Source organism: Lactobacillus sp. ESL0680, assembly GCF_029392855.1.
In the GTDB taxonomy this organism is placed as follows: Bacteria; Bacillota; Bacilli; order Lactobacillales; family Lactobacillaceae; genus Lactobacillus.
Window position 1 is genome coordinate 713,402 of the sequence record NZ_CP113945.1, and the last position, 24,156, is coordinate 737,557.

The window sequence follows — 24,156 nt, forward strand, 5'->3', positions numbered from 1 at the left end:
GGGCATTTTTTTGTTATGAAATTAATTATTTTTGTTTATTAAGACCGTCTTTTTGCATTTGCTGCAAAATCTGGTATTGCTTCTTGAATGCTTTTTCAATTTTGGAATTACCCTTGGGCGTAAAATATTGTTTGCCAACTAATTGATCGGGCAAATATTGCTGGGCAATCCAGTCATTGGGGTAATCGTGAGGATAAGTATAACCTGCACCATGGCCCAACTTTTTGGCGCCAGAATAATGGGTATCCTTAAGGTCGGCTGGAATTGTACCAATATCATTTTGACGAACGTCGCTAAGGGCGGCATCAATTGCTGCCATGGCACTGTTACTCTTAGGCGAAAGTGCTAGTTCAATAACTGCGTTAGCCAAAGGAATGCGGGCCTCGGGGAAGCCGAGACTTTGGGCAGCCTGAATGGCAATAATTGCGTGTTGTGCTGCTGCAGGATTAGCTAAACCAATATCTTCATAGGCAATGACACTTAAGCGCCGGCAAATAGAAACTAAATCGTCGGATTCGATTAAGCGCGCCAAGTAGTGCAGTGCGGCATCAGTGTCAGAACCGCGAATTGACTTTTGAAAAGCCGAGACCAGATCGTAATGGCCGTCACCAGAGGCGTCAAAATTTTGGCTCCGCATCTGAATCGAATCAGCCATTTCTTCTTGAGTAATGGTAAAGCCAGTATCTTCTTTCCCGGCAGCAATCAGTTCCTGCTTGGTTGACCGCACTGCTAGCTCCAGGCCGTTTAAAGTTGCACGCAAATCGCCGTTTCCTTTTTGAATTAGCAATTTTTCCGCATCATCGGTTAGTTTTACCTGATATTCACCAAGACCATTTTGCTCATCAGTTAGGGCACGATTGATTGCCTGTGCAACATCGTTTTCAGCTAACGGTTTAAGTTCGAAAATCTGACAGCGAGACCTGATGGCGGGAGAAATTGAAATGTATGGATTTTCAGTTGTGGCACCAATTAGAATAATTTGACCAGATTCAAGTAGCGGGAGAAGATAATCCTGCTTAGTTTTGTCCAAGCGATGAATTTCATCTAGTAATAAAATTACTGTCCCGCTCATTTTACCTTCAGCGGCTACTTGTTCCAGCTGTTTCTTACTGTCAGTAGCAGCGTTTAGCTTGCGAAAGGCATATTTGGTTGAACCGGCAATTGCACTGGCAATACTGGTCTTGCCAATTCCCGGCGGTCCATACAAAATCATGGAAGAAAGCAGCTTGGCTTCAACCATTCGACGAATTATCTTACCGGGACCAATTAAATGCTGCTGTCCGACAACCTCATCAAGATTTTGCGGGCGCATACGATAAGCTAAGGGCTTCATTAATGTCCTCCGTGAAAGAGTCGGTGCCAGAAGCCTGACTTTTTCTCTTTAGACTGTCCTAATTCCATCTTGGGCATTTCTGGCGGATAAACTTGACCAATTTCAACGCGCATCTTGTTGATTGCGGTCTTGGCTACGACAAGGACAGCAGTATCTTGGGCACCAGTTCGTGCAGTTTCATTGTTGACGAGGGTGAAAGGAACATTGTATTGTCCACATTTAGCTTCAATTTGGTCCAAAAATTCACCGCTTAAGTTGCCGTTAATTAAGATTGAGTAATCACGATAATCGGCAAAATGTTCTAAAAAAGTAGTAGTTAATTCAGGCTTTTCAACTTCGGTATTGTCCATTCTGACTAATACACGCTCACGCAAAGAACCCAAAAAGCGCCGCCGCTCATCTGGCTTAGTTTGCGGGGTAATTCCTTGGGCAGCATTTTCAACTCGAGTATTCAAATCTTCTGTCATAACTGATAATTCTTCTTTCTTAGGTAGCAAAAACCCCTCTCCAAAGTGGAAAGGGGCATGCGAATGTAGAAATTAAAGTAACTTGTTGTAGTATTCAACAACGAGGGCTTCGTTAATTTCTGGTTCCATTTCATCACGTTCTGGAAGACGTACAAGAGTACCTTCCATCTTGTTGTCATCAAATGAAACAAATGATGGACGAGTTACGACTGCTTCAAGAGCATCCTTAACTTGTTGTAAGTTCTTTGACTTTTCCTTCAAGCCAATGGTTTGACCAACTTGAACTTCGTATGAAGGAATGTCAACACGTTTACCATCAACAGTGATGTGACCGTGGTTAACTAATTGTCTAGCTTGTTGTCTAGTAGTAGCTAAGCCTAAACGGAAAACAACGCTGTCCAAACGACGCTCTAACAAGATCATGAAGTTAGTACCGTGTTCGCCTTCACGAATCTTACCAGCTTGAGTGAACAAAGTTCTAAATTGACGTTCGTTTAAACCGTACATCCAACGTAACTTTTGCTTTTCGTGCAATTGTTCGCCGTATTCTGATAAACGACCGCGTGAGTTAGGACCGTGTTGACCAGGAGCATAGTTACGACGACTAATTTCCTTGCCAGTACCTGAAAGTGAGATACCTAATCTTCTTGAGCGTTTCCAACTTGGACCTGTATATCTTGACATAAAATCCTCCAATAAAATCTGATAACAGTTTCTGGAGTAAAATATTACACATAAGTTCAACATTCGTGCATCTTAATTTTCATTTTCGCCTGTTGCAGCGTCGGTTACTCGTTCACTAAAACGTATTAAGATGTTGACGTTCTTGTCACTTATAGCTGCAAATATTTTACACGAAACTTATTATATCGGTGTTAACTTGCTAAAGCAAGGAAAAAGCCGATTTTAACTGCTTTTATGCTTAAAAAATGATATTTTTTCAATTAAATTGTACACATCTTTAAAACTACAGCCCACAGTAAGTGAGAAGTTTGTTATAATAAAGGGTAGTTTTGGAGGAGAAAATATGTCACCAACCCAATCTATAATCGTAGTAATTGCAGTTTTGCTTATTCTAATTGTTGTTGCCCTCATGCTCTACATTAACCGCCGTCAATTGCGGGAAATTTTGGAGTTGGACGACTTAATTACTAAAATTGAAAAAATGCATTTGCAACAAGATATTGACCGGTTAAATAAAATGGATCTTGCGGGCGAAAGCCTGACTACCTTAACAACTTGGCGCAAGAGTTATCAGGAAGCAACGAGTAAGAAAATTCCGCAGGTACAAAAGTTGCTGGAACAGGCGGCTGATGAAAATGTTCACTACCGTTTATTGAAGTCGCACCAAAATATTAAACAGGCGCAGGCAATCATGAAGCAAACCTTTGATGATGCCAAGAATACCAAGGATGTTTTCACGGAATTGCTTGAATCCAACCGGGAAAATCAGGTGCAGTATGAGGCCCTGATTAAGATTTATCACCAATTACGCAAGAATGTGCTTGCTGATTCGTTTGATTATGGTACCGCGTTAGATCAGATTGAAAATAACTTGTCAAGTTTGGAAAATGACTTTACTGAAGCCAAGAACTTATCATCTCAGGGCGATCAGGTCGAAGCTAAGCGGATTTTATCAAAGATCAAGGCAACCTTGACAACGCTCCAAGAAGAATTGCCGGAGCTTAAGGAAAGTCGGCATGAGTTAGATTCAGTTTTTCAAGATCAATTGCGGGAGTTGTCGGATTCCTATAAAAAGATGATGGCCAACAAGTACTACATTACTGAAATTGATATTTTGGATAAAATCAAAGAAATTCGGGATCAGGTTACTGAGGCTGGGCAATTTTTAACGGAACTAAAATTATTAGAATTGTCTAAGTATATTAAGGAAATCAAGCAGGAAATTGCCAGTCTCTATGATGTTTTAGCCAAGGAATATAAGGCACGGCCATTTGTCGAGGAAAACCAGGATAAAATTCAACGCTTATTATCGCGTGAACAGGTAGAATCCAAGAATTTGGTTGCCAAATTGCGCCACATTGATGAGAGCTACGAGTTGACACACGGCGAACTAGCAAAGAGCCGCCAACTTGAGCAAGAAGTAAACGACATGAACCGGCAATATACAGTTGATACGCAAAACGTTGCTGATGGCAAGGGTGTTTATTCTGAAATCAAGGACTCCTGGCTGGCAATGCTGGAACGCTTACGAGAAATTGGCGAACAGCAAAAGCAAATGTCAGAAGATGTCGACGGTCTGTATGATTCGGAAAATGTGGCTAACGACTCAATCAACCGCTTCAAGCAGGAAGTTTCTTTGGTCTATCGACGCTTAGAACGCAAAAAACTGCCGGGTAATCCTGATACGTTTGTACAAATGTATACTCTGGTAATTAATGAGATTGGTCATGTTGCCAAGGAATTAAGTGAAGTGCGAATTAATATGGAAAAGATTTCCAACGAATTAATTCAGATTTCTGATGATGTTGAGCGTTTAAAACGTGAAGCTGACGATATTATTAATTCTGCTGATCTGGTTGAGTTGACATTGCAATACTCTAATAAGTATTCGGATAATGATGCAATTAAACGGGCCCAAAAGAAGACAATGCAGCTTTATAGTCAAGACTATAATTATAAGGAAGCTTTAGATACCATTGCGACAGCGATTGAGAAGGCAGAACCTGGGTCATACCAACGATTAGAGAATTTATATTATTCCGATAAAAAGGTTGAATAAATCTTTAAAACAGTTTTAGGAATTTCCTAGAGCTGTTTTTACTTTAAAATTAATATTAATTGAAGCAAAGCTATATTTAAGTTACAATTTATAAGTTGAAGAAGTGCCTCAGTAGGCTTTTTTGAGGGGAGTAAGGTTTGTGATTTATTTTGACAATAGTGCGACAACTAAGATTGATCCGGCAGTGTTAGCTACCTACGATCAAGTTGCGCAAAATATTTGGGGGAATCCGTCTAGTTTACATAAGATGGGCGATCGAGCTTATCAGTTACTGACAAGCTCGCGCAAACAAATTGCAAGCCTGTTGGGTGCTAAGCAGGATGAAATTTTCTTTACTTCTGGTGGAACCGAATCTAACAATACGGCAATCAAGGGGACAGCAATTCAGAAGCGCGAATTCGGTAAACACATTATTACTTCAAGTGTTGAACATGCTTCGGTTGCCAATGCTTTTAATGCGTTAGAAAACTTAGGTTATCGCGTGACACGGCTTCCGGTTGATAAGGAAGGCCGCGTGAATGTTAACGATTTGCGGAACGCTCTTGATACGGATACAACGTTGGTTTCGATTATGGGTGTTAATAATGAAATTGGGACCATTCAACCGATTGAGGCCATCAGTGATTTATTAACGAATTACCCGACAATCCAATTCCACGTTGATAATGTTCAGGCTCTGGGCAAGAACATTTGGCCGCGGGTATTTACACCGCGGGTTGACCTGTCCAGCTTGTCGGCGCACAAGTTCCATGCGCCACGTGGTATTGGTATTTTATATAAAAAAGAAGGCAAGATGCTGTCACCGCTCCACGATGGCGGCGGACAAGAAAAGGGCCTGCGTTCTGGTACTGAAAACTTGCCGGCAATTGCGGCAATGGCTAAAGCAGTGCGGCTGTTACTAACTGATGAAGCAGATAAGGCTAACCATGAAGCAGCAATTAAACGTAAGATTGTTGATTACTTGCAGGATAAGCCAGGAATAAAGATTTTCTCGCCGGTTAGTGATGATTTCACGCCGCACATTTTGTGTTTTGCCTTAGAAGGTATTCGCGGAGAAACTCTAGTTCATACTTTAGAAGAACATGACATTTACACGTCAACAACTTCTGCTTGTGCTTCAACTAAGACTGATGAGGCAAGCACATTAGTTTCAATGCATGTTGATGATAAGATTGCGACTAGTGCTATTCGGTTAAGCTTTGATGAAAGCAACACCATAGAAGAAGCCGATGAGTTTATCGCTGTTTTTGATAAGATTTATCAACATTTTGCTAAAATTAATCACTTGGGAGAATAATTAATGGAATATACGGAAATTATGGTCCGCTACGGCGAACTATCGACAAAAGGAAAGAACAGGAAGGACTTCATTGGTAAGCTTGCCGGTAACGTAACCAAGGTGCTGCGTAAGTTCCCGCAAGTTGAAATCCATCCGCGTCATGACCGGATGCACATTGTTTTGAATGGGGCACCATTTACTGAAATCGACCAACGGTTAAAAAAGGTCTTTGGGATTCAAACTTACTCACCAACAATTAAGGTAGAAAAAACGCTGCAGGCAATTGAAGAAACATCTTTAGCTTTAATGAAGGAAACTTTCAAAAAGGGCATGACCTTTAAAGTTAACACTAAGCGTAGTGACCACCATTTTGCCTATGATACCAATGAGTTAAACTCATTGGTTGGCGATTATTTGTTTGAAAATATGCCCGACCTAAAGGTAGAAATGAAGCACCCTGACCTAGTATTGCGCATTGAAGTTCGCCAAGATGCAATTTATATTTCTAACCAATTACTGCACGGTGCCGGCGGGATGCCTGTTGGTACTGGTGGTCGTGCTGTCATGATGCTTTCAGGCGGAATTGATTCGCCGGTTGCATCATACCTAGCTTTAAAGCGCGGCGTTGATATTGAAATGGTCCACTTCTTTAGTCCACCTTACACGACAGAAAAAGCCTTGAACAAGGCAAAGGAATTAACTGGTATCTTGGCAAATTATGCTGGCCGGATTAATTTTATCGCCGTACCGTTTGCGGAAATTCAAGAGACGATTAAAGAAAAAGTGCCAGAAGGTTACTTAATGACGGTTCAACGTCGGTTTATGTTGCGGCTTGCCGATGAAATTCGGGCTAAAAGAAACGAATTGGCAATCTTTAATGGCGAGTCAGTTGGTCAAGTTGCTTCCCAGACTTTGGAATCAATGATGGCAATTAACGATGTGACGACCACTCCTGTTGTGCGGCCAGTAGCGACAATGGACAAGACCGAAATTATTCGCTTGGCTGAGGACATTGGTACCTTTGATTTGTCTATCAAACCATTCGAAGATTGCTGTACTATTTTTGCCCCGCCGCGGCCAAAGACCAAGCCAAAGGTTGACAAGGCTCGTGAATATGAAGCTCGTCTTGATGTTGATGGCTTAATTGAACGGGCTCTTGCCGGGATCGAAGTTACGGCAATTTACCCTGATGACAAGTTTTTGGCTGATAAAGCTGAAGAAGATGCTGCATTACTGTAAAAAAGTGCTATAATAACTAGCAAAGCAATAACCAAGAGGTATTAACTTTACAAACAGAGAAAGGCTAAAATGGTGCAAGGCCGAAAGTTAATTGGTAGCTTGGTTTTAACTGATTGACTGAACTAACAGTAAGTTAATCCGGCAAATTTCGCCGTTATCACGATGTAAGAGAAGCAGTAATTGCTTAACTTAGGTGGTACCGCGGTTAGTAAATCGTCCTAGACATAGCGTCTAGGACGATTTTTTATTATCAGAAAGAAGGAAATTATATGACAGATTTGGCGCCAAAATATGACCATCAGGCAGTTGAAGATGGTCGTTACCAAACTTGGCTAGATGAGGACTTATTTAAGCCGTCAGGTGATAAAAAGGCTCATCCATATTCAATTGTTATTCCCCCACCAAACGTAACTGGTAAGTTACACTTGGGCCATGCTTGGGATACCGCAATTCAGGATACCTTGATTCGTTTTAAGCGGATGCAGGGTTATGATACCTTGTATTTGCCAGGAATGGACCATGCGGGAATTGCCACGCAAGCTAAAGTTGAAGCCAAATTGCGCAAGCAAGGCAAAGATCGTCACGAAATGGGACGTGAAGCTTTTGTCAAGCAAGTTTGGGACTGGAAAGATGAATACGCCAATATTATCAAGGGTCAATGGGCCAAAATGGGTCTATCACTTGATTATTCCCGTGAACGTTTTACCTTAGATGAAGGCTTGTCTAAGGCTGTTCGGCGGGTATTCGTTCAATTATATAATGAAGGCTTAATTTATCGCGCCCAATACATTATTAATTGGGATCCAGCTTTGCAGACAGCCTTGAGTGATATTGAGGTTATTCACCAAGATGACAAGGGTGCCTTTTACCACATCAAATATCCGTTTGCGGATGGCTCAGGCTTCGTTGAAATTGCAACGACCCGGCCAGAAACAATGTTTGGTGATACGGCCGTTGCGGTTGCTCCTGGGGATGAACGCTACAAGGACTTTGTTGGTAAAGAATTGATTGTGCCACTTGTTGGTCGTCATATCCCAATTATTGAAGACGAACATGCTGATCCAGACTTTGGTACTGGTCTGGTAAAGATTACGCCGGCTCACGACCCGAATGACTTTGCCACAGGAAACCGTCATAACTTAAAGCGGATTAACGTAATGAACGATGACGGTACGATGAACGAGGAATGTGGCAAGTATGCTGGTATGGATCGGTTTGACTGCCGTAAGCAAGTAGTTGCTGATTTGAAGGAACAAGGCTACTTGATTAAGGTTAAGCCAATTGTCCACGCCGTTGGTCACTCAGAGCGTTCAGGTGTTCAAGTTGAGCCGCGTTTGTCAACGCAATGGTTTGTTAAGATGAAGCCATTAGCTGACAAGGTTTTAGCTAACCAAAAGACTGACGATAAGGTTAACTTTGTTCCTGAACGTTTCGAACAAACACTTGAACACTGGATGGAAAATGTTCATGACTGGGTAATTTCACGGCAACTATGGTGGGGACACCGGATTCCAGCTTGGTACAACAAGAAGACTGGCGAAATGTATGTCGGTGAAGAAGCACCTAAGGATATTGAAAACTGGGATCAAGATCCAGATGTTTTGGATACTTGGTTCTCAAGCGCTTTGTGGCCATTTTCAACGATGGGTTGGCCTGATGAAGACTCAGAAGACTTTAAACGTTACTTCCCAACTAATGCTTTAGTTACCGGTTATGATATTATTTTCTTCTGGGTATCACGGATGATTTTCCAGAGTTTGCACTTTACTGATGAGCGTCCATTTAAGGATGTTGTTCTTCACGGCTTAATTCGTGACGAGCAAGGACGCAAGATGAGTAAGTCATTGGGCAACGGGGTTGACCCGATGGATGTTGTGAACGAATATGGTGCCGATGCATTGCGTTGGTTCCTATTGAACGGGACTGCTCCTGGTCAAGATACTCGTTACAACCCGAAGAAGTTAGCTGCAGCCTGGAACTTCATTAACAAGATTTGGAATGCATCACGATTTGTAATCATGAACCTGCCAGAAGATGCTCAACCAGCTCATATGCCTGACACCAGCAAGTTTGACTTAGCTGATAGCTGGATCTTTGACCGATTGAATCACACCGTGGGTGAAGTTATTCGTTTGTTTGACGAGTATAAGTTTGGTGAAGCTGGCCGTGAACTGTACAACTTTATTTGGAATGACTTCTGTGATTGGTACATTGAAATTTCTAAGGTTGCTTTAAATGGTGATGATGCTGAATTGAAGGCAAGAAAGCAGGATAATTTAATCTGGATTCTTGACCAAATTCTGCGGTTAATTCACCCAATCATGCCGTTTGTAACTGAAAAATTATGGTTGTCAATGCCACACGCTGGCAAGTCAATCATGGTTGCCAAATATCCTGAAACTCACAGTGAATTTGTTAACCCTCAAGCTACCCGTGATATGTCGTTCTTGATCGAAGTTATCAAGGCAGTCCGGAATATTCGTATGGAAGTTAATGCGCCAATGTCATCACCAATTGATATCATGATTCAACTTGATGATGCCGCAAATGAACGGATTTTGACAGACAACGCAGACTACGTTAAGAACTTCTTGCATCCGAAGAAGTTAGAAATCGCCACAGAAATGGCTGCACCAAAATTAGCTAAAACAGCAGTTATCTCTGGCGCCCAGATTTTTGTTCCGTTGTCTGAATTAGTTAACGTTGATGACGAAATCGAACGGATGGCAAAGGAAGAGCAAGACCTTGAAGCAGAAGTTGCTCGTTCAACTAAGAAATTAGCTAACCAAGGCTTTGTTGCTCATGCTCCAGCCGCCGTTATTGATAAGGAAAAGGCCAAGAAGGCTGATTATGAAAGTCAATTAGCTAGTGTCCGTCAACGGATTCAGGATTTGAAAGAGAGTAAATAATGTGATTTTTACCAAAGCGCAAGATGTGATATCTTATTTATATTCGTTACCTAAGTTTCATGCCAAGGGAGACTTAACCTTTATTAGAAGGGTCTTGGCAGAATTAGATAACCCGCAAGATAAAGTTAAGATGCTGCACGTCACGGGCACTAATGGTAAGGGTTCTACTTCGTATTATTTAAGTAATTTATTACAAAAGGCCGGTCAAAGGACTGGCCTTTTTGTCTCACCATATATTTTTGCTTTTGGTGAACGGATTCAATTAAATGGTCAAAATCTTAGTGATGACGATTTGGTAGCGACTAGCAATTTGATTGAGGAAGTTTTGCAAAAAATTAGGCAGACAGACCCAGAATTTGGGTTAGTTACCTTTGAATACGAAGCAGTGATGGCTTTTACCTATTTTGCCCAAAAAAAATGTAACTATGCCGTAATTGAAGTGGGAATTGGCGGTACTCACGATTCAACCAATGTTATCAAGCCGGAAGTTAGTATTATTACTACTGTTGGCCTTGACCACGAACAAGTTATTGGTCCGACAATTCAAGATATTGCCCGTGAAAAAAGTGGAATAATTAAAAATCAGCGGCCAGTTGTTGTTGGGAATGTACCACCAACAGTTTTGCCAATCATTAAGAACAAGGCTAAGGAAGAACAAGCACCGCTATTTGAGTTAGGACAAGACTTTACGGTAAGTAATTCTGTGCAGATAAATTACCAGGACTTAGAGCGAAAATTAACCTTTGCCATTAGACCAGAAGTTGAGGGCTACGACATTGCTGTTGCCGTTCGCGCCTTCAGCACGCTTAATTTGGCGTTGAGTAATTCAAAAATTGAAGAAGCGATTAATCAAACAATAATTCCGGGTCGCTATCAAATTTTACAGGAGCAACCCCTAATTATTTTGGATGGGGCGCATAATATGCAGGCAATGCAAAACCTGCTTGATTTTGTTCACCAGCAGCAGGCAAGGCGGCAAGGCAAGGTCCGGGTATTGATTACAATGATGAAAGACAAGGATTTGACGCAGGTCTTTTCTCTGTTTAAAGAATCAGATCAAGTAGAACTGACGACAATTGCATATCCGCGGGCTGCTAAAAAGGCGGACTTTCCACCTACAGTGCAGGCAAAATATCCTTACCACTCAGATTGGCAATCTTGCTTTACCCAATTAAAGCAGGATAGTCAGCCGAATGATATACTGCTAGTAACAGGATCCTTTTATCTTGTCGGCGAAGTTTTGCAATTGGAGGCCACAAATGCGCGTTCAAGGAATTGGTGAAGAAATCAAGGGAATCTTATTTGACATGGACGGTCTGCTGGTTAATTCCGAAAATTTATACTGGCAGGCTAATATTCAGGCGTCGAAAGAAGATCATTTGGGGACACCCGATGATACTTATTTAAAATTGGTCGGCTCGACTACAAAGGAAATGCGGGCATTTTATCAGCGTTATTTCAAAACCGAAGAAGAACGTGTGCGTTTCATTGAACGAACTAATGAATTAGTAGAGCAATGGATTGCGGCTGGTAAGCTCAAGCTGCAGCCGGGAGTTCAGCGGGCACTTGATACATTTTATGACCTTAACTTGCCACTTGCAGTTGTTTCTAGTAATTATGAAAAAGATATTGAACAGGAAATGTGGGCGACGGGAATTCGTAATTATTTCCAGTTTCACTTAAATTATGATGACGTCCAAAAGCATCACTTAAAGGCTAAGCCAGCACCAGATATCTACTTGTGGGCTGCGCAAAAAATAAATATTCTTAAGCAAAATTTGCTGGCCTTTGAGGATTCATCAACTGGGGTTGCCGCAGCTAGTAATGCCGGACTGAAATGTGTTATGATTCCAGACCTACTCCCGCCAACTAAAGAGGATCAAACAAACGCAACGTTAATTTGTCATGATTTTAATGAATTTCTAGAAAAAGTTAAGTAGTTTTGGCGTACGTAAATAGTGAAGGGAGTGATTTGAATGGAAATCATCAAGTCCAATCACTATTTAGTAAAGACCGATATTGAATTACTAGGAAGTTTATTTAATCAGTTGCGGGCAAGCGGCTTAAACGACTTAACAGAGTTAGAAGCCCGATTAGCCCAGTTGCACCTAAACAGCTTTAATGATTTGATTAAATATTTCTCAGGTCCTGACTGTAATCCGCAATTAGCGGTAGTTGGCGAGGAATTAATTGACCGTTTGCGCAGTACAGTTCCAGATCGTGAAGCTGTTTTAACCTCAAGCAATGAGGTGGGAACATATTTAGCTGATAAGCTTGCAGGTCATAAGCAGGAAGAATTATGGGCGATTTATATTGATAATAGTAACCATATTATCGCTGAGAAGTGTTTATTTAAGGGAACAATTGATAAGTCAGTGGCTCATCCGCGAGAGATTTTTCGCTGGGGTCTGATCTATGCTTGTGCAGGGATGTTTGTTGTTCATAATCATCCTAGTGGCAATTTGGTGCCATCGCAGAGCGATCTTAAGTTAACGCGAATGCTTGATGAGTCTGCAGCCATGTTGCAGATCGATTTTTTAGATCATTTTATTGTCGGAAAAAACCAATTTTTGAGTATGCGTGAGCATGAATTGTTTTAAATTCGTCTAAAACTTGCAGCGGAATTCTTTTTTAAACAGTGCTTTGTGCTATAATTATTCAAGATTTAAAGACTGCAATAATTAAGGAGAGATTTTCGTGTTTGGATTTGGAGCAAAAAATATTGGTATCGATTTGGGTACGGCCAATACACTTGTTTATATGGAAGGTAAGGGGATTGTCCTTAGAGAGCCTTCCGTTGTGGCAAAGAATACCCGGACTGATAAAGTAATCGCAGTTGGTTCTGAAGCCAGAGAAATGATTGGTAGAACACCTGCTACAATCGTTGCAATTCGCCCGATGAAAGACGGTGTAATTGCCGATTACGATACAACTGCATCAATGCTGAAGTACTTTATTGATAAGACTGTTGGTAATTCCAAGCCATCAGCAATGATTTGTGTGCCATCAGGAGTTACAGAAGTAGAAAAGCGGGCAGTAATTGATGCTGCACGTGTTGCTGGTGCTCGTGAAGCGTACGTCATTGAAGAACCATTTGCTGCAGCAATCGGTGCTGGTCTTCCAGTAATGGACCCGACTGGTTCAATGGTTGTTGATATTGGTGGTGGTACTACTGATGTTGCTACGATTTCACTTGGTGGGATTGTTTCATCAACTTCGATTCGTCAAGCTGGCGACAAGTTCAATTCAGCAATTGTTAATTATGTTCATTCCAACTTTAATTTATTAATTGGTGAAAGAACTGCTGAAGATATTAAGATTCAAATTGGTTCAGCTTCAGTTGAAAAGGCCAAGGAAATTGAATCAGTTAATATTCGTGGCCGTGATTTGGTAACTGGCTTACCTAAGTCAGTTGATGTTAAGGCAGTTGACGTTGCTAAGGCAATTCAAGACGTCGTTCAAGATATTATTATTGCGATTAAAGAAACTTTGGAACAAACTTCTCCTGAAATTGCAGCTGATGTAATCGATCACGGTATTGTGTTGACCGGTGGTGGTGCTTTACTTAAGAACCTTCCAGATGTTATTTCTGAGGCTACTAAAGTGCCAGTATTTATTGCCCAAGATCCACTTGATTGTGTAGCAATTGGTACCGGTGAATCACTTAAAAATATTGAATTAATGCGTAGAAGTCGCAAATAATACTGAAGCCGGCTGTTTTTGCCGGCTTTTCTTTTAGGATCAATCCCATATGAAAAAATTTCTACAGAATAAAAAATTATTAACGGTATGTGTTGTTATTATTGCTATTTTTTCTGTGTTGGGTATCAGTGTTCATTTACGTAATAAACGCAATACGCCGCTAATCATTCAAAGCTTAGGTAATGATGTTGTAGCAGTCGGGACTAGAGTGGTTGATTTTCCGATCAGTCTGGTTTCTGGAGGGTTAAGCAACGTCAATGAACTGCTGAATACACAGAATGAAAATAATTATTTAAAGAGTAAGGTAACTGATTTAGATCAGACTAAAGCACGCAATGAAACCTTAGAAGCTGAAAATAAGCAATTGAAATCAGCCTTGAAGATTAAGGGAACATTGACTGACTATGACTTAATCAATGCCTCAGTTATTTCACGGTCGCCTGATAATTGGTCAGATTTATTGGTAATCAATAAGGGAACAACATCTGGATTGCGTAAGAATATGGCCGTGATGAGCGGCGGGGGCGTAATCGGCAGGATTGTCGAAGTCAGTGCAGCTTCTTCTAAGGTTGAATTAATTACAACTAGCGATAAGGCTGCTAATCGGTTTGCAGTTGAGGCGACAGCAACTAATGGCAAAAAGGTTCATGGCATTATTACCGTAGTTGGCAATAATTCTTTGGCCTTTACGCAGGCACTTGATAGTAATAAGTTAAAGCAAGGAACCAAAATTTATACTAGCGGAATGGGCGGCAATTCTCCTAAGGGACTTTTAGTTGGGACAATTGCCCGAACAACTCATGATTCCTTTGGCTTATCCGATTTGATTAAAATTACGCCAGCAGGTGAGTTAAATGATCCTTCTGTCGTAACGGTCATCAGGAGAAAGGTGGAAGACTAATGCGGTCTTGGCGCAAGTTTATTTTGGCTTTTGCCTTATATGTAGCTTTGGTACTTGACGGCAGTTTGGCATTATTTTTGCATCAATTCATGGCTTACGGTGATGCAGCCTGTTTAATCATGCCAATTGGTATAATGCTGATTGCCCTATTTGATGACTTAAATGGTAAAGAAATTTGGTTGGCTTTGGGAGCAGGTATTGTTGCCGATATTTATTTCTTTGGTATCATTGGTGCGTATGCGGTTATTTTACCAGTAGTAACTTGGCTCTTGCAGAAATCAGCAAGATTTTTACCGGAAGTCTTTTGGGCAAGATCACTCGCTGTTTTACTTGGAGTTATTCTTATTTGTGTCTATAATTGGCTGATATTGAATGTTGTTGGCATAATTGCTGTTTCACCTAAGGCGATGCTTTTTAGTTTATTGCCGACATTAGCTTGGTCGTTTCTTTTTGTGATTTTATCGTATTCAATTTGGGGACGGTTAGCACGCAATTATCCGTTTATGGTTAATTTAGATAATTATCAACACTAAAAAAGCGTGAGAAAATTCTCACGCTTTTGTTTTTAACCGAATGTACCGTTGTTAACCAATACGATTGCTACTTGAGCAACGATTGCTGCTAAAGTGATGAATGCCATCAGCCATGCCATTATAATAGTTAACTTTTGAAATCCTGATTTTTTCTTCTTTCTCCGTGCCATTGGTTGACCTCCTTGTTTGAACAATATTTTATTCTTATTAGGAGTTTTTTTCAATTACGTAGTAAGATAAAATAAGTAATGGAGGAATTATCATGCTTTTTGTCTTTTTATTGCCGCTTGCTGGTTTGGCTTTAGCGTTTGTCCTGAACAGATTTTTCCCTAAGGCACAATTTCGCGGTTATGATGTCTTGCCACTCTTTTTGATTTTGGCATGTTATTTTATTACAAAGGTAGAAAAAAGACCTAGTTTTCTGCCATACGGCTTTTTTGTCTTCTTTATTTTGGTAATTATTGTTGCCGTTAGTGAGGCAATTAAAAATAAAAACATTTCACTTGGAAAAACACTATACCAAATTTGGAATTATTTAACCGTTTGCAGTATTTTTTGGTATCTCGGTTTGCTGGTAATGATGATTTAATCCCCACTAATTTTTAAAAATTAATATCTGATAAAAAGGCTAGAATTCAATGGATTTTAGCCTTTTTTTGCTTAAAATTAATTTAATAATTAAATAACGGACTTTTTTGGGGAAATTGTGGTAGAAAGTGGTGAAGTGTGGTAAATTATTCATTGGAAGGGGGCTAGACCATGTTCATGGGTGAATATCATCACAATCTTGACAGCAAAGGGCGGCTAATTATACCGGCTCGCTTGCGGGAACAGATTGGTGAGAAAATGGTATTCACTCGCGGAATGGAAGGCTGTATTTTCGGCTATACCACCGAGGCATGGCAGAAAATGGAAGCCAAGTTAGCGCAACTTCCGTTGACTAAGAGAAATGCGCGTAGTTTTACGCGTTTGTTTTACTCTGGTGCGATGGAATGCGAATTCGATAAGCAGGGGCGTGTCAATCTGACCACAACATTGAAGAAGCACGCAAACCTGACTAAAGAATGTGTCATCGTTGGCGTTTCTGACCGAATTGAAATTTGGTCTCAGGAGCGCTGGGAAAACTTCAGTGATGAAGCGAACGAAAATTATGATGATATTGCAGAAGATTTGGACGATATTGAACTATAAATTATGGAATTCAAACACACCAGTGTACTCTTACACGAAACAATAGATAATTTAAAACCAAAAAACGATGGTCTTTATGTAGATGCAACTTTTGGCGGTGGCGGACACGCGAGCTACCTGTTAAGTAAGCTTGAACGTGGAACATTGATTGGTTTTGATCAAGATGAATACGCAATAAAATCGGCTAAGTTAAACTTTACTGATTTATTGCAGGCTAACAGTAATCCTAGGTTAGAGTTAGTTCACGACAATTTCAGTCATTTGCAAAAGAACCTGGTTGAGCTGGGTTATACAGATGGCATTGACGGAATTTACTATGATTTAGGTGTCTCTTCACCTCAATTTGATCAAGCAGGACGCGGCTTTTCATACCGCTTTGATGCTCGATTAGATATGCGGATGGATCAAAGCCAGACCCTTGATGCTTACCAATTAGTGAACAATTCAAGTCAAAAGGACTTGGCAGCTATCTTGTACAAATATGGCGATGAAAAATTTTCACGTCAAATTGCCCGTAAAATCGTTGAAAGAAGACAAATTAAGCCAGTTGAAACAACATTTGAATTGGTGGATTTGATTAAGGAAGCAATCCCGGCATATGCAAGACGAACGGGAGGACATCCAGCTAAAAAGACTTTTCAGGCACTACGTGTGGCTGTTAATCATGAGCTTGATGTTCTTAGAGAATCACTAGAGGAAGCCATTAAACTTTTGAAGCCTAATGGCAGAATTAGTGTAATTACCTTTCAGTCTGACGAAGACAAGATCGTTAAAAATATCTTTAAAAAATATTCTGAGGTTGAGGTACCGCGCGGAATGCCAATGATACCAGACAGTATGAAGCCAACGCTTCGTTTGGTTAATCGCAAGCCGATCGTTGCCTCAGATAAAGAGTTAGATGACAATAACCGCTCACACAGTGCAAAATTGCGAGTTGCGGAAAAATTGTAAAGAGGAAAAAAGATGGCTGATAATTTAGCGAGAAAAATAGAGTTTAATCCTAATAAGCAAACGGAAACAGAAACTCAGCAGCGAATGGTGCTTGACCACCGCCGCGTTACTTGGTCTGCTTTTGAAAAATCTCTGCTTGTATTGGGAACCTTAATAACTTTAGGTCTGATGACCCTGTTAGTTTCTTCTAGTATTTCTGCTACTTCAGCTCAACATGAACTCACCAACGTGCAACAGTCAGTTGCTAAGAAACAAAGTCAAGTAAGTGATTTACATCAAGAAATAGGTGAGTTAACTTCAAGTGCGCGGATGAATAAGATCGCGCGCAGTAAGGGATTAACTCTGATTGAAAAGAATATTAGGACTATTCACTAATGAAAAAACGCATTAGTAATTTAAGATTACAAAAATCCAAAGCCCACAGCTACCGCTTCACAGTAGGGAGATTTCTCCAAGTAGCTGTAGCTTTGGTTTTTCTTGTATTTACAGGTAGATTTTTATATATTGGTATCTCGCAGAAGGTTAGTGGTGAGAATTTAAGCCAGCGTACAGAGCAATTATATAAGCGCAATGAGGTATTAAAGGCCAATCGCGGCACAATTTATGATCGTAATGGCCTGGCGGTTGCTCAAGACTCACATTTATATACTGTGTATGCGATTTTGGATAAGACTTCGATTAATTATCACAATAAGCCTGAATATGTAGTTAATAAAGAAAAAACGGCAGAAAAATTAGCTAAGGTTTTGCCACTTTCGGCGGACACAATTTTGCATTATCTAAATCCTGCTCATACAGCTTTTCAAGTGCAATTTGGCGCTGCAGGCAGCGGTTTAACTAAAGAAGATAAAAGTAAAATTGAGCAGATGAAGCTGCCAGGGATTAAATTCTTTGAGACGCCGGCGCGGCTGTATCCTAATGGTAACTTTGCTTCGCACGTTGTTGGGATTGCAACGCCAAAATATAATAAGAAAACGAACTCAGAAAATCTGACGGGTACAATGGGCTTGGAAGCTTGGTATGATGACTTGTTGACTGGTAAAGATGGGTACCGGATTTCGTCAGTTGATGCTTCTAATTACCAAACGCCGAATAGTACACAGGATTATCAGGCACCCAAAAATGGTGATAATCTTTACTTAACGATTGATTCGCAGCTGCAGGATTACTTGGAAGATCGTTTAACTTATGTGCAGAAGACTTATAATCCTGTTTCAATGACAGCAGTTGTTGAAGATATGAAAACGGGTAAGGTGCTTGCTGCGTCACAGCGGCCAACGTTTAATCCGCAGACTAAGAAGGGAATGTCCAAGTCATATCGCGATATTTTGGTTCAAGATACATATGAGCCTGGGTCAGTTTTCAAGGTCTTGACCTTGTCGGCCGCAGTTAATAGTGGTAATTATCATCCGTATCAGTACTATAATTCTGGATCAGTTACTGTTAGTGGGTCGACAATTCACGACTGGCAAACTTCTGGTTGGGGCAGCATTCCGTTTTCACAAGCCTTTCCGCGCTCAAGTAATACGGGATTTGTTCATATTGAACAGCAGATGGGTGCCAAAACTTGGCGTAAATATTTGCGCAAGTTCCATATTGGGCAAAAGACGGGCGTCACTCTACCAGGTGAACAAGTGGGACTATTAGCCTTCAAGTCGCCGATCGATCAAGCAGTAACTAGCTTTGGCCAAGGGGTCAATGTTAATGTGATGCAAATGATGCAGGCATTTAGCAGTTTGGCAAATGATGGTCAAATGGTAAAGCCGCAATTTGTTGAAAAAGTAACGAACCCTGATGGTAAGACAATTACTGGTTACCAAATTAAAAATGTGGGTCAGCCCGTGTATTCTGCAGCGACAGCCAAAACAGTCTTAGCCAATATGCGGCGAGTACTTAACAAACGAATTGGTACGGGTTATGCATACAAGATGGATAATGCAAGTATTGCTGTCAAAACGGGGACAGCCCAGATTGCTAATCCTAAAGGCGGTGGCTACTTAAAGGGCGACAGCAACTATACTTTTTCAGTCGTTGGTGTCACCCCAGCCAAGCACCCACGTTACTGCATTTATATCACATTGAAGCAGCCACGGCAGATGAGTAAACCAGCAGAAACTATTTTGTCATCAATTTTCAAGCCAATGATGCGGCAAATTATCTTAATGGCAAAAAACGATCAAGATAATTCAACCGTAGTTAAAGTTCCCGATTTGAAAGGTCTTACTTATTCGGCTGCTGAGCAGGAAGTACAACGAGTAGGCTTGAGAATTGTTAAAATTGGTACAGGTGATAAAATTACTGCTCAGTCATATGCTAAGGGGCAAAAAGAACAGTCTGGCAAGCGAATGTTTGTTTTGACTTCAGGCAAGATTGTCTGTCCGGATATGAAAGGCTGGACACTAGATGATTTACGGCAATTTGCGGAATTAACTGGTGTTAAGCTGAAGATCTCAGGTAGTGGTACTGTCGATAAGCAGAGCATTGCCCCCAAGACCAAGCTCAAGTCCAAAACCAAAATTGTAATTAATTTAAAGGAGTAAACACAATATGCTCATTACTAGCATCATTGCATTAGTCAGTTCATTAGTTTTAACGGCAATCTTTTTGCCGTGGATGATTATTTTTATGCGGTCACACCACGAGGGTCAAGAAATTCGTGATGAGGGTCCAAAATGGCACCAGAAAAAATCGGGTACCCCAACAATGGGTGGCGTTATTTTTGTCTTAGCAGCAGCCATTTCTTCAATCTGGGTTGCGGCTTGGCAGCATAGCATTAATAAAACCATTTGGATTTTAGTCATCAGCCTTTTAGGCTATGGCATTATCGGCTTTTTGGATGACGGCATTAAGCTCTTTTATAAGCGTAATCTAGGTTTGCGGGCATGGCAAAAATTGTTGTTACAAATTTTGATTGCCGTAGTTATTGTTTGGATTGCCGCAACAGATAACTTTAAATTTAATTTGTTTATTCCGTTCTTTGGCGTCATTACCAATGTGATTTTGTTTACGCTGTTTGTCATTTTTTGGTTGGTTGGCTTCTCTAATGCGGTTAACCTTTCGGATGGTCTTGATGGTCTAGCAACAGGACTATCAATAGTTGCTTACGGCACGTATGCTTATCTTGCCTTTAAGCAGAAGAACTTTGCTATTTTGATTTTCTGTATGAGTGTAATTGGCGGCTTGATTTCGTTCTTTATTTTCAATCATAAGCCCGCTAAAATTTTCATGGGTGATGCCGGTTCACTTGCCTTGGGCGGCGGACTTGCTGCCGTCAGCGTCTTTTTAAATAGACCATGGTCGCTGCTTTTAGTTGGTATTGTGTTTGTTTGTGAAACTGCCAGCGTTATTTTGCAGGTAATTTCGTTTCAAACAACGGGAAAACGAATTTTTAAGATGACACCTGTCCACCATCATTTTGAAATGTTAGGTTGGTCAGAATGGAAAGTCGATACTGTTTTCTGGCTGGTAGGACTAATCGGCAGTATTTTGTATTTAGTAATCTGGGGTTAAGATAGTAAAAATGAAACAGATTGACACGTATAAGAATAAAAACATTTTGGTTTTAGGCCTTGGGAAGAGCGGTTTTGCAGTAAGTACGTTATTGCTTAAACTTGGTGCAAAGCTGACTTTGAATGACAAGACAGACTTAGACCAAGATGAACATGCACAGGAATTGGAGAAGATGGGGGTTCGGGTAATTGGCGGCCATCATCCAACTGAATTGTTTGACCAAGAACACTTTGATTATTTGGTTAAAAATCCGGGTATTCCATACGAAAATCCGATGGTTCAAAAAGCAGCCGAATTAGAAGTACCAATTATTACAGAGCCCGAAATTGCATTAAGTGTCAGTGAAGCACCGTATGTCTGTGTTACTGGATCAAATGGTAAAACAACAACAGTAATGCTGACGCAGCAAATTTTGGATCATCATTTAACTAAAAATGGTCATCATGCCTATGCCGTAGGTAATATTGGCGTACCGATTTCTGAGGTAGTCACTAAGGCAACTAAAGATGATATTCTCGTCGTTGAAATGTCTAGCTTTCAATTATTGGGTGTAACCGACATTGATCCACGCGTAGCAGCGGTCGTTGATATTTATCATAATGTCCACCTGGATTATCATAAAACCTTTGCCAATTATGTTAGTGCCAAACTGAACGTTACAAGAACCCAGTCTGCTGCTAATTACTTTGTTGCTAATTTGGATCAACCAGAGATTTTGGCACAAGAAAAAGCAATTACTAAAGCCCATATTCAAACTTTTTCGGAGACTGACCGGACTGCTGATTATTTTATTGCTAACGGCTATTTACAGAGCCAGACAGATAAGATTATTAAAACAAGTGAAATGAAGTTGCCAGGGATCCACAATCAGCAAAATGCTCTGGTTGCAATTGCGATTAGCAAGTTAATGGGTGCAGATGATGAAGACATTCAGGATGTCTTAACAACTTTCACTGGTGCTAAACACCGTCTGCAATATGTGATGACTTTGGATGACCGTAAAATTTACAACGATTCTAAGTCAACTAATATTGAAGCTGCAACGGTCGCAATTCCATCATTTACGGAACCAGAGGTTTTGATTGCCGGTGGCCTTGACCGTGGCTTTACCTTTGATTCGTTAGTGCCGCTATTTAAAAAGCATGTCAAAGCAATCGTGCTTTATGGCGAAACGCGGTATTTATTAGCTGATGCCGCTCGCAAGGCTGGTATTAAGCAGATTGTAATTGAAAACACCTTGCAAGAAGCGGTTCCTAAGGCATATGAACTGACTGCTGCTGGCGATGTTTTACTGTTTTCACCTGCATGTGCTTCTTGGGATCAATTTAGAACCTTTGAAGAGCGCGGCGATTACTTTATTAAGTTTGTTAAGGATTTAAAGACAAAATAAAATGAGAGTTATTTTTACTGGTGGCGGTACAGGCGGCCACATTTACCCAATTATGGCAATTATTGAGCGGCTAAAGGAACGGCAGCTTGCGACAAGTGATGAAATTTTATTTGTCGGTACTGAGCGCGGACTAGAATCGAAAATTGTTCCGGCAGCTGGAGTTAATTTTAAAACAATTGAAATTCAAGGTTTCAATCGCAAACATTTGTTAAAAAACTTCAGTACTATTAATATGTTCCTTAAGGCAACTAAACGTGCTAAAAAAATACTGCAGGAATTTAAGCCGGACGTTGTTTTAGGCACAGGCGGCTATGTCAGCGGTGCAATCGTTTATGAAGCTGCCAAAATGGGGATTCCAACGATGATTCACGAATCTAATTCGGTTGTTGGAGTGGCCAATAAGTTCTTGGGCCACTACGTTGACAAGATTTGTTACAGCTTTGATGATGCTGCCACGCAATTTTCAGAAAAGAAAAAGCTAGTTAAAACTGGTAATCCGCGTTCACAGCAGGTTTTGGGCTTAAATGAGCAACATGTTAACTTAGAAAGTGAATGGAATTTTAATCCTAAAATTCCGACTGTTCTTGTCTTTGGTGGTTCACGTGGTGCCTTGGCAATTAATCGGGTAATGCTGCAGTCATTATTGAAATTAAAAGACAAACCATATCAAATTGTATGGGCAACAGGAACTTTGTATTTTGATAAAGTTCAAGAAAAATTGCAGGGAATTGATTACGGCAATAATATTAAGGTTTTGCCATATATTAAAGATATGCCTGCAGTCTTGCCAGAAATGACTTGTGTGATTTCACGTTCTGGCGCTACAAGTATTGCGGAATTTACGGCATTGGGTGTTCCTGCAATTTTAATTCCTAGCCCTAATGTTACGCATAATCACCAGATGAAAAATGCAACTGACTTGGAAAAGGCAGGTGCAGCATTGGTGATTGCGGAAGATGATTTAAATACTAATAGTTTTGTATCTTCAATCGATCATATTTTGCTTGATACAAAATATGCAAATGAAATGAGTGAGTCATCAAAGAAGCTGGGTGTTTCTGATGCTTCCGATCAGGTAATTAAGGTTATGCAGTCGATTGTCAAGTAATGAATAAGGGAGGTGAGGCAGATGTCGAAAAAACGGATAACTAAGATTGATCCTAAAGAAAAGTTAGATCATTATTTGGATTATCAAGCTGACCAGAATAAACATCAGCAACATAAAAATAAGGTCTCTGCCTCGCTTAATCACTTGCATAGTGAACGGAAATCAGCGCTGATTAGACGGTTAGGCTTAATTGTTGGGATTGCTCTATTCGCAATCATTGGACTGGGCTATTATATTTCACCGCTTGCTAACATTAGAAGTGTACAAGTGACAGGCGGTGATGATTTGCCAGCTAAAGAAGTAGTTGTAACATCAGGAATTAAGTCGAGTGACAAGGTTTGTGACTACTTTTTAAAGCAAGCAGCAGTTAATCACAAACTAACTAATAAGTACACAGAAGTTAAAAACGTTTGGTTTACTGTTAAAAATTTCAATCAATTGGTTTTGCATATCAATGAATTTAAAACAATTAGTTATATTAAAACAGATAATAGGTACCGTAAAATTCTTTCGCATGGTAAACTAGGTACAAGGCTTTTGCCGTGGAATATGGTAGATCATGATAAGCCAATTTTTGTAGGTTATAGTCATAAAGTTTCTTTAAAACAAGATCTTTTATTATTTAATAGTTTACCTAGTGATTTTCAGGAACAAATAAAATTATTAAGTGGTAATACTAGACGTAAATCACAAGTCATTTTTGTAATGAAGGATGGCAATGTGATTACAGGAAATGTTTCTACTCTCAAAGATAAAATAAAGTACTATAATGAAATCAAATCTAAAGTAAAGAAAAATAGTTTAATTGATTTAGAAGTAGGAGTTTTTAGTAGACCGCTCACAACGAGTGAGAAGAAGGCTTATGGCATATCGTAAACTTGATTAGAGTTTTGCTAAAAC

General features: G+C 40.3%; 23 protein-coding genes. 19 read left to right on the plus strand and 4 right to left on the minus strand.

The features are described 5' to 3' along the window. Positions 1-25: 25 nt before the first annotated feature. From OZX58_RS03530 to rpsD, 3 genes are all read right to left on the minus strand, one after another. Positions 26-1,333, minus strand: a complete 1,308-nt coding sequence (locus OZX58_RS03530) for a replication-associated recombination protein A (RefSeq protein ID WP_277141528.1) — start codon at positions 1,331-1,333, stop codon at positions 26-28. After that, positions 1,333-1,800, minus strand: coding sequence for a YueI family protein (locus tag OZX58_RS03535; protein ID WP_277141731.1), 468 nt, complete (start codon positions 1,798-1,800; stop codon positions 1,333-1,335). The genes OZX58_RS03530 and OZX58_RS03535 overlap by 1 nt, the downstream gene beginning before the upstream one ends. 72 nt (positions 1,801-1,872) lie before the next feature. Then, on the minus strand, positions 1,873-2,484 hold the full coding sequence (gene rpsD / locus OZX58_RS03540) for a 30S ribosomal protein S4 (RefSeq protein ID WP_277129766.1): 612 nt from the start codon (positions 2,482-2,484) through the stop codon (positions 1,873-1,875). Between the two features lie 343 nt (positions 2,485-2,827). Between rpsD and ezrA the strand changes: the two genes are divergently transcribed. The 10 genes from ezrA (at position 2,828) to mreD (ending at position 15,106) form a co-directional block, all read left to right on the plus strand. Continuing rightward, the gene (ezrA, locus tag OZX58_RS03545) at positions 2,828-4,543 is read left to right on the plus strand and encodes a septation ring formation regulator EzrA (RefSeq protein WP_277141530.1); all 1,716 of its coding nucleotides are present in this window, start codon (positions 2,828-2,830) and stop codon (positions 4,541-4,543) included. A gap of 139 nt (positions 4,544-4,682) precedes the next feature. Then, a complete protein-coding gene (locus OZX58_RS03550) occupies positions 4,683-5,840 on the plus strand; it encodes a cysteine desulfurase family protein (protein WP_277141532.1) in 1,158 nt (385 codons plus the stop codon). A 3-nt stretch (positions 5,841-5,843) separates the two neighbouring features. Continuing rightward, positions 5,844-7,061 (plus strand): tRNA uracil 4-sulfurtransferase ThiI, encoded by a 1,218-nt coding sequence (gene thiI, locus OZX58_RS03555; protein WP_277141535.1) that lies wholly within the window; start codon positions 5,844-5,846, stop codon positions 7,059-7,061. 269 nt (positions 7,062-7,330) lie between these two features. Further along, a complete protein-coding gene (locus OZX58_RS03560) occupies positions 7,331-9,970 on the plus strand; it encodes a valine--tRNA ligase (protein ID WP_277141536.1) in 2,640 nt (879 codons plus the stop codon). Between the two features lies 1 nt (position 9,971). Continuing rightward, positions 9,972-11,252 carry a folylpolyglutamate synthase/dihydrofolate synthase family protein gene (locus OZX58_RS03565; RefSeq protein ID WP_277141538.1) on the plus strand — a complete coding sequence of 427 codons (1,281 nt, stop codon included), beginning with the start codon at positions 9,972-9,974 and terminating at the stop codon, positions 11,250-11,252. Then, positions 11,230-11,910: an HAD family phosphatase gene (locus OZX58_RS03570; RefSeq protein WP_277141540.1), complete on the plus strand. Its 681-nt coding sequence runs from the start codon at positions 11,230-11,232 to the stop codon at positions 11,908-11,910. Before OZX58_RS03565 ends, OZX58_RS03570 begins: the two co-directional genes overlap by 23 nt. 36 nt (positions 11,911-11,946) lie before the next feature. Next, complete coding sequence (locus OZX58_RS03575; protein WP_277141542.1) at positions 11,947-12,570, plus strand: JAB domain-containing protein; 624 nt, start codon at positions 11,947-11,949, stop codon at positions 12,568-12,570. 97 nt (positions 12,571-12,667) lie between these two features. Next, a complete protein-coding gene (locus OZX58_RS03580) occupies positions 12,668-13,672 on the plus strand; it encodes a rod shape-determining protein (protein ID WP_277141544.1) in 1,005 nt (334 codons plus the stop codon). A 49-nt stretch (positions 13,673-13,721) separates the two neighbouring features. Beyond that, complete coding sequence (mreC, locus tag OZX58_RS03585; protein ID WP_277141546.1) at positions 13,722-14,573, plus strand: rod shape-determining protein MreC; 852 nt, start codon at positions 13,722-13,724, stop codon at positions 14,571-14,573. Continuing rightward, a complete protein-coding gene (mreD, locus tag OZX58_RS03590) occupies positions 14,573-15,106 on the plus strand; it encodes a rod shape-determining protein MreD (protein ID WP_277141549.1) in 534 nt (177 codons plus the stop codon). Before mreC ends, mreD begins: the two co-directional genes overlap by 1 nt. Before the next feature lie 32 nt (positions 15,107-15,138). On the opposite strand, the gene OZX58_RS03595 is transcribed toward mreD, so the two are convergent. Then, complete coding sequence (locus OZX58_RS03595) at positions 15,139-15,276, minus strand: DUF4044 domain-containing protein (RefSeq protein ID WP_277129755.1); 138 nt, start codon at positions 15,274-15,276, stop codon at positions 15,139-15,141. A gap of 92 nt (positions 15,277-15,368) precedes the next feature. Here OZX58_RS03595 and OZX58_RS03600 point away from each other — a divergent pair, with 92 nt between their 5' ends. From OZX58_RS03600 to OZX58_RS03640, 9 genes are all read left to right on the plus strand, one after another. After that, positions 15,369-15,695 carry a DUF3397 domain-containing protein gene (locus OZX58_RS03600; protein ID WP_277129754.1) on the plus strand — a complete coding sequence of 109 codons (327 nt, stop codon included), beginning with the start codon at positions 15,369-15,371 and terminating at the stop codon, positions 15,693-15,695. Positions 15,696-15,865: 170 nt separating this feature from the next. Then, positions 15,866-16,297: a division/cell wall cluster transcriptional repressor MraZ gene (gene mraZ, locus OZX58_RS03605; RefSeq protein WP_277141551.1), complete on the plus strand. Its 432-nt coding sequence runs from the start codon at positions 15,866-15,868 to the stop codon at positions 16,295-16,297. A 3-nt stretch (positions 16,298-16,300) separates the two neighbouring features. Then, on the plus strand, positions 16,301-17,248 hold the full coding sequence (rsmH, locus tag OZX58_RS03610; RefSeq protein WP_277141553.1) for a 16S rRNA (cytosine(1402)-N(4))-methyltransferase RsmH: 948 nt from the start codon (positions 16,301-16,303) through the stop codon (positions 17,246-17,248). A 12-nt stretch (positions 17,249-17,260) separates the two neighbouring features. Next, positions 17,261-17,623 (plus strand): cell division protein FtsL, encoded by a 363-nt coding sequence (gene ftsL / locus OZX58_RS03615; protein WP_277129751.1) that lies wholly within the window; start codon positions 17,261-17,263, stop codon positions 17,621-17,623. Next, on the plus strand, positions 17,623-19,788 hold the full coding sequence (locus OZX58_RS03620) for a penicillin-binding transpeptidase domain-containing protein (protein ID WP_277141555.1): 2,166 nt from the start codon (positions 17,623-17,625) through the stop codon (positions 19,786-19,788). The genes ftsL and OZX58_RS03620 overlap by 1 nt, the downstream gene beginning before the upstream one ends. Positions 19,789-19,795: 7 nt before the next feature. After that, positions 19,796-20,758 carry a phospho-N-acetylmuramoyl-pentapeptide-transferase gene (gene mraY / locus OZX58_RS03625; protein WP_277141557.1) on the plus strand — a complete coding sequence of 321 codons (963 nt, stop codon included), beginning with the start codon at positions 19,796-19,798 and terminating at the stop codon, positions 20,756-20,758. A gap of 10 nt (positions 20,759-20,768) precedes the next feature. Next, on the plus strand, positions 20,769-22,148 hold the full coding sequence (gene murD / locus OZX58_RS03630; protein WP_277141559.1) for a UDP-N-acetylmuramoyl-L-alanine--D-glutamate ligase: 1,380 nt from the start codon (positions 20,769-20,771) through the stop codon (positions 22,146-22,148). 1 nt (position 22,149) lies between these two features. Beyond that, positions 22,150-23,256 carry an undecaprenyldiphospho-muramoylpentapeptide beta-N-acetylglucosaminyltransferase gene (murG, locus tag OZX58_RS03635; RefSeq protein ID WP_277141560.1) on the plus strand — a complete coding sequence of 369 codons (1,107 nt, stop codon included), beginning with the start codon at positions 22,150-22,152 and terminating at the stop codon, positions 23,254-23,256. Between the two features lie 21 nt (positions 23,257-23,277). Continuing rightward, positions 23,278-24,132: a cell division protein FtsQ/DivIB gene (locus OZX58_RS03640; RefSeq protein ID WP_277141562.1), complete on the plus strand. Its 855-nt coding sequence runs from the start codon at positions 23,278-23,280 to the stop codon at positions 24,130-24,132. Positions 24,133-24,156 lie beyond the last annotated feature (24 nt).

Bases quoted from the DNA above. Each gene is read 5' to 3' on its own strand.
- OZX58_RS03530 (WP_277141528.1), bottom strand. From the start codon at position 1,333: ATGAAGCCCTTAGCTTATCGTATGCGCCCGCAAAATCTTGATGAGGTT.
- OZX58_RS03535 (WP_277141731.1), bottom strand. From the start codon at position 1,800: ATGACAGAAGATTTGAATACTCGAGTTGAAAATGCTGCCCAAGGAATT.
- rpsD (WP_277129766.1), bottom strand. From the start codon at position 2,484: ATGTCAAGATATACAGGTCCAAGTTGGAAACGCTCAAGAAGATTAGGT.
- ezrA (WP_277141530.1), top strand. From the start codon at position 2,828: ATGTCACCAACCCAATCTATAATCGTAGTAATTGCAGTTTTGCTTATT.
- thiI (WP_277141535.1), top strand. From the start codon at position 5,844: ATGGAATATACGGAAATTATGGTCCGCTACGGCGAACTATCGACAAAA.
- OZX58_RS03560 (WP_277141536.1), top strand. From the start codon at position 7,331: ATGACAGATTTGGCGCCAAAATATGACCATCAGGCAGTTGAAGATGGT.
- OZX58_RS03570 (WP_277141540.1), top strand. From the start codon at position 11,230: ATGCGCGTTCAAGGAATTGGTGAAGAAATCAAGGGAATCTTATTTGAC.
- OZX58_RS03575 (WP_277141542.1), top strand. From the start codon at position 11,947: ATGGAAATCATCAAGTCCAATCACTATTTAGTAAAGACCGATATTGAA.
- mreC (WP_277141546.1), top strand. From the start codon at position 13,722: ATGAAAAAATTTCTACAGAATAAAAAATTATTAACGGTATGTGTTGTT.
- mreD (WP_277141549.1), top strand. From the start codon at position 14,573: ATGCGGTCTTGGCGCAAGTTTATTTTGGCTTTTGCCTTATATGTAGCT.
- OZX58_RS03595 (WP_277129755.1), bottom strand. From the start codon at position 15,276: ATGGCACGGAGAAAGAAGAAAAAATCAGGATTTCAAAAGTTAACTATT.
- OZX58_RS03600 (WP_277129754.1), top strand. From the start codon at position 15,369: ATGCTTTTTGTCTTTTTATTGCCGCTTGCTGGTTTGGCTTTAGCGTTT.
- mraZ (WP_277141551.1), top strand. From the start codon at position 15,866: ATGTTCATGGGTGAATATCATCACAATCTTGACAGCAAAGGGCGGCTA.
- rsmH (WP_277141553.1), top strand. From the start codon at position 16,301: ATGGAATTCAAACACACCAGTGTACTCTTACACGAAACAATAGATAAT.
- ftsL (WP_277129751.1), top strand. From the start codon at position 17,261: ATGGCTGATAATTTAGCGAGAAAAATAGAGTTTAATCCTAATAAGCAA.
- OZX58_RS03620 (WP_277141555.1), top strand. From the start codon at position 17,623: ATGAAAAAACGCATTAGTAATTTAAGATTACAAAAATCCAAAGCCCAC.
- mraY (WP_277141557.1), top strand. From the start codon at position 19,796: ATGCTCATTACTAGCATCATTGCATTAGTCAGTTCATTAGTTTTAACG.
- murD (WP_277141559.1), top strand. From the start codon at position 20,769: ATGAAACAGATTGACACGTATAAGAATAAAAACATTTTGGTTTTAGGC.
- murG (WP_277141560.1), top strand. From the start codon at position 22,150: ATGAGAGTTATTTTTACTGGTGGCGGTACAGGCGGCCACATTTACCCA.
- OZX58_RS03640 (WP_277141562.1), top strand. From the start codon at position 23,278: ATGTCGAAAAAACGGATAACTAAGATTGATCCTAAAGAAAAGTTAGAT.